Source organism: Micromonospora sp. NPDC003776, from assembly GCF_053605645.1.
In genome coordinates this window covers 1-4,063 of sequence record NZ_JBSGJR010000607.1, presented here as the reverse complement: position 1 = coordinate 4,063, position 4,063 = coordinate 1, and the positions used below count along the sequence as shown (strand labels likewise).

3 protein-coding genes and 1 pseudogene are annotated in these 4,063 nt (G+C 69.7%); 2 read left to right on the top strand and 2 right to left on the bottom strand.

Going from position 1 to position 4,063, the window contains the following annotated elements:
• Window positions 1–89 (top strand): annotated as a pseudogene (locus tag ACWEVO_RS31820) (family 1 glycosylhydrolase); the annotation flags it as partial.
• Between the two features lie 6 nt (window positions 90–95).
• Here ACWEVO_RS31820 and dop read toward each other — a convergent pair.
• Both dop and arc read right to left on the bottom strand, forming a co-directional pair.
• Entirely contained in the window at window positions 96–1,613 is a 1,518-nt protein-coding gene (gene dop, locus ACWEVO_RS31815) for a depupylase/deamidase Dop (protein WP_452311156.1), read from the bottom strand.
• A gap of 147 nt (window positions 1,614–1,760) precedes the next feature.
• Window positions 1,761–3,542, bottom strand: a complete 1,782-nt coding sequence (gene arc / locus ACWEVO_RS31810) for a proteasome ATPase (protein ID WP_452311155.1) — start codon at window positions 3,540–3,542, stop codon at window positions 1,761–1,763.
• A gap of 177 nt (window positions 3,543–3,719) precedes the next feature.
• Here arc and ACWEVO_RS31805 point away from each other — a divergent pair, with 177 nt between their 5' ends.
• Window positions 3,720–4,013, top strand: coding sequence for a ferredoxin (locus tag ACWEVO_RS31805; RefSeq protein WP_452311154.1), 294 nt, complete (start codon window positions 3,720–3,722; stop codon window positions 4,011–4,013).
• Window positions 4,014–4,063 lie beyond the last annotated feature (50 nt).

The following is a 4,063-nucleotide window of genomic DNA, read 5'->3' as shown; positions in this document are numbered from 1 at the left end:
TCGGGATGGTCCACGTCGACTACGACAGCCAGGTGCGGATTCCCAAGTCCAGCGCCCGCTGGTACGCCGAGGTGATCCGACGCAACGGCGGCGGCTCAGCCGCCGGTCAGCATCTCGAGCAGGTCCTTGGCGCTCGCGCAGCGGTCGAAAAGCTCCCCGACGTGCTTGCGGGTGCCCCGCTCGGGTTCCATCATCGGCACCCGGACCAGCGACTCGCGGCCGACATCGAAGATGACGGAGTCCCAGCTCGCGGCGACCACCTCGGAGGCGTACTGGGCGAGGCAGCGACCCCGGAAGTAGGCCCGGGTGTCCTCCGGCGGCTCGGTCATCGCGCTGCGGGTCTGCTCGTCGGTGAGCAGCGTCTTCATCGAGCCGCGCTGCACCAGCCGGTGGTAGAGGCCCTTCTCCGGGCGCACATCCGAATACTGGAGGTCGACCAGCTGGAGCTTGTGCGAACCCCAGGAGAGCTTCTCCCGCTCCCGGTAGCCCTCCAGCAGCCGCAGCTTGGCCACCCAGTCCAGCTCGTCGGCGCAGAGGAAGGCGTCGCGGCCGAGCCGGTCCAGCACGCTCTCCCAGCGGTCGAGGACGTCCGCGGTCTGCGCGTCCACGTCGTCGCCGTACCGGTCGTCCACGAAGGACCGGACCCGCTCGAGGTAGGCCCACTGCACGTCCAGGGCGGTGAGCTTGCGGCCGTCGCGCAGCCGCATGAGGTGCTTGAGCGCCGGGTCGTGGCTGACCGCGCGCAGCTCGCTGACCGGGTCGGCGATGCCCAGGTCGGCGCCGAGCGCCTTCTCCTCGATCATGGTGAGGATCAGCGCCGTGGTGCCCACCTTGAGGTAGGTGGAGATCTCCGACAGGTTGGCGTCGCCGATGATGACGTGCAGCCGGCGGTACTTGTCGGCGTCCGCGTGCGGCTCGTCGCGGGTGTTGATGATCGGTCGCTTGAGGGTGGTTTCCAGCCCCACCTCGACCTCGAAGAAGTCGGCCCGCTGGGAGATCTGGAAGCCGCTCTGGCCGCCGTCCTGGCCGATCCCGACGCGGCCGGCGCCGCAGACCACCTGCCGGGTGACGAAGAACGGCGTCAGGTACGCCACGATGTCGGCGAACGGGGTCTGGCGCCGCATCAGGTAGTTCTCGTGGGCGCCGTAGCTGGCGCCCTTGTTGTCGGTGTTGTTCTTGTAGAGGTGGATCGGGTGGGTGCCCGGGATGGTGGCGGCCCGCCGGGCTGCCTCGGCCATCACCCGCTCGCCGGCCTTGTCCCAGCGCACCACGTCGAGGGGGTTGGTCACCTCGGGGGTGGAGTACTCGGGGTGGGCGTGGTCGACGTAGAGCCGCGCACCGTTGGTGAGTATGACGTTGGCCAGCCCGAGGTCCTCGTCGGCGAGCGCCTCGGCGGGGTCGTACGCGGCGCCGGAGTAGGTGAAGCCGCGGGCGTCGCGCAGCGGCGACTCCTCCTCGTAGTCCCAGCGGGCCCGGCCGCCGCGGTTGAGTTCGGGCCGTGCCCCGTAGGCGTTGACCACCTGCGAGGAGGTGACCATCGGGTTGGCCCCGGCCTGGCCGGGCACGGAGATGCCGTACTCGACCTCGGTGCCCATGATCCGTCTGACGCTCATCGACCTGCCTGCTCCGCTCGCCCGTCCCGGTCCCCCCGTCACGTCGAGCGTAGTCGCCGTGACGCGCGGAAGGGGCGCGGCGGGCCGGGCCCGGTACGCGCGGAGGCCCGCGGCGGGTGCGCCGCGGGCCTCCGTCGTGCCGTCGGACTACAGGTACTGGCCGGTGTTGCTGGCGGTCTCGATGGACCGGCCGGCCTCGGCGCCCTTGCCGCCGGAGACGAGCGTGCGGATGTAGACGATCCGCTCGCCCTTCTTGCCGGAGATGCGCGCCCAGTCGTCGGGGTTGGTGGTGTTGGGCAGGTCCTCGTTCTCGCGGAACTCGTCGACGCAGGCGTCGAGCAGGTGCTGCAGGCGCAGCCCCTTGCGTCCGGAGGTGAGGAACTCCTTGATGGTCATCTTCTTGCCCCGGTCGACGATGTTCTGGATCATCGCGCCGGAGTTGAAGTCCTTGAAGTAGAGGACTTCCTTGTCGCCGTTGGCGTAGGTGACCTCGAGGAAGCGGTTCTCCTCGGTCTCCGAGTACATCCGCAGGACGACCGCGTCGATCATCGCCGCCACGGTGGCCTGTGGGTCGCCGCCGTGCTCGGCGAGGTCGTCGGCGTGCAGCGGCAGGCCGGCGAGGATGTACTTGGAGAAGATGTCCTTGGCCGCCTCGGCGTCCGGCCGCTCGATCTTGATCTTCACGTCGAGCCGGCCGGGGCGCAGGATCGCCGGGTCGATCATGTCTTCCCGGTTGGAAGCGCCGATGACGATGACGTTCTCCAGCCCCTCGACACCGTCGATCTCGCTGAGCAGCTGCGGGACGATGGTGTTCTCCACGTCGGAGGAGACGCCCGAGCCGCGGGTGCGGAAGACGGAGTCCATCTCGTCGAAGAACACGATCACCGGGGTGCCCTCGCCGGCCTTCTCCCGGGCGCGCTGGAAGATCAGCCGGATGTGCCGCTCGGTCTCGCCGACGTACTTGTTGAGCAGCTCGGGGCCCTTGATGTTGAGGAAGAAGCTGGTGTGCTTCTCCTCGCCGCGCCGTTCGGCGATCTTCTTCGCGAGGGAGTTGGCCACCGCCTTGGCGATCAGCGTCTTGCCACAGCCGGGCGGGCCGTAGAGCAGGATGCCCTTCGGCGGCCGGAGCTGGTGCTCGCGGAACAGGTCGGCGTGCAGGAAGGGCAGTTCCACCGCGTCGCGGATCTGCTCGATCTGCGCCTGGAGGCCACCGATGTCCTCGTAGTCGACGTCGGGCACCTCCTCCAGGACCAGTTCCTCGACCTCGCTCTTCGGGATCCGCTCGTACGCGTACGCCGAGCGGGGCTCGATCATGAGCGAGTCGCCGGCCCTTATCGCGGTGCCGATGAGGGTCTCCGCGAGGTGCACGATGCGCTCCTCGTCGGAGTGCGAGACGACCAGGGCGCGGTCGCCCGGGGTGTCGCCGGGTCCGGCGAGCACCTCCTTGAGCATGACGACCTCGCCCACCCGCTCGTAGCCGAGCGCGTCGACGATGTTGAGCGCGTCGTTGAGCAGGACCTCCTGGCCGCGGCGCAGCTCGTCGACCTCCAGCGAGGGCGAGACGGCGACGCGGAGCTTGCGCCCGCCGGTGAACACGTCCACCGTGCCGTCGTCGTGTTTCGCCAGGAAGACGCCGTAGCCGCTCGGCGGCTGGGCGAGGCGGTCGATCTCCTCCTTGAGCGTCACGATCTGCGCGCGAGCCTCCTTGAGGGTGCTCACGAGCCGTTCGTTGTTCTCGGTCAGCCGCGCCAACTGTGCCTGGGTGGCCGCCAGCCGCTCCTCGAGCTGCCGGACGTGTCGGGGGCTTTCGGTCAACTTGCGCCGCACCAGGGCGAGTTCCTCTTGAAGGAACGCGACCTGCGTGGAGAGATCGTGGGCCTCCTTCTCCCACCGTGCGGCGCGCGAGTCCGCGTCGTCGCTGCGTGCCACGTCCCACCTCCCCGGGGGGCTTGAACGTTCTGAGCTAACACTAGCCGCTATGAGCCCGATTCGGTCCCACGCAACGCGCTCGTCACCGAAGCTTGATCGCCAAGGGCTGGTCGGGGGGCGGGTACGGGCGTTCGGGTACCGTCGGGGGGTGGGACGGGAGAACATGGGGGGTGCTTCGTGACCGACGTCGCGACGGACCAGCTTCAGGTCTGGGTGGACCAGGACCTCTGCACCGGCGACGGGCTGTGCGTGCAGTACGCGCCGGAGGTGTTCGAGTTCGACGTCGACGGCCTGGCGTACGTCAAGGGCCCGGACGGCGAGCTGCGGCAGGCCGCGGGCGCCCGGGTCGACGTGCCGGAGCACCTGCGCCTCGAGGTGATCGACTCGGCTAAGGAGTGCCCGGGCGAGTGCATCCACGTGGTGCGCGCGAGCGACGGCGTCGCGGTGGCCGGCCCGGAGGCCGACGACTGACGAACCGACCGAGCGCGGGCCGGGGACGGGAGCGACCCGGGCCCGCGTCC

Coding starts and splice junctions, on each gene's coding strand:
- dop (WP_452311156.1), bottom strand. CDS start 1,613: ATGAGCGTCAGACGGATCATGGGCACCGAGGTCGAGTACGGCATCTCC.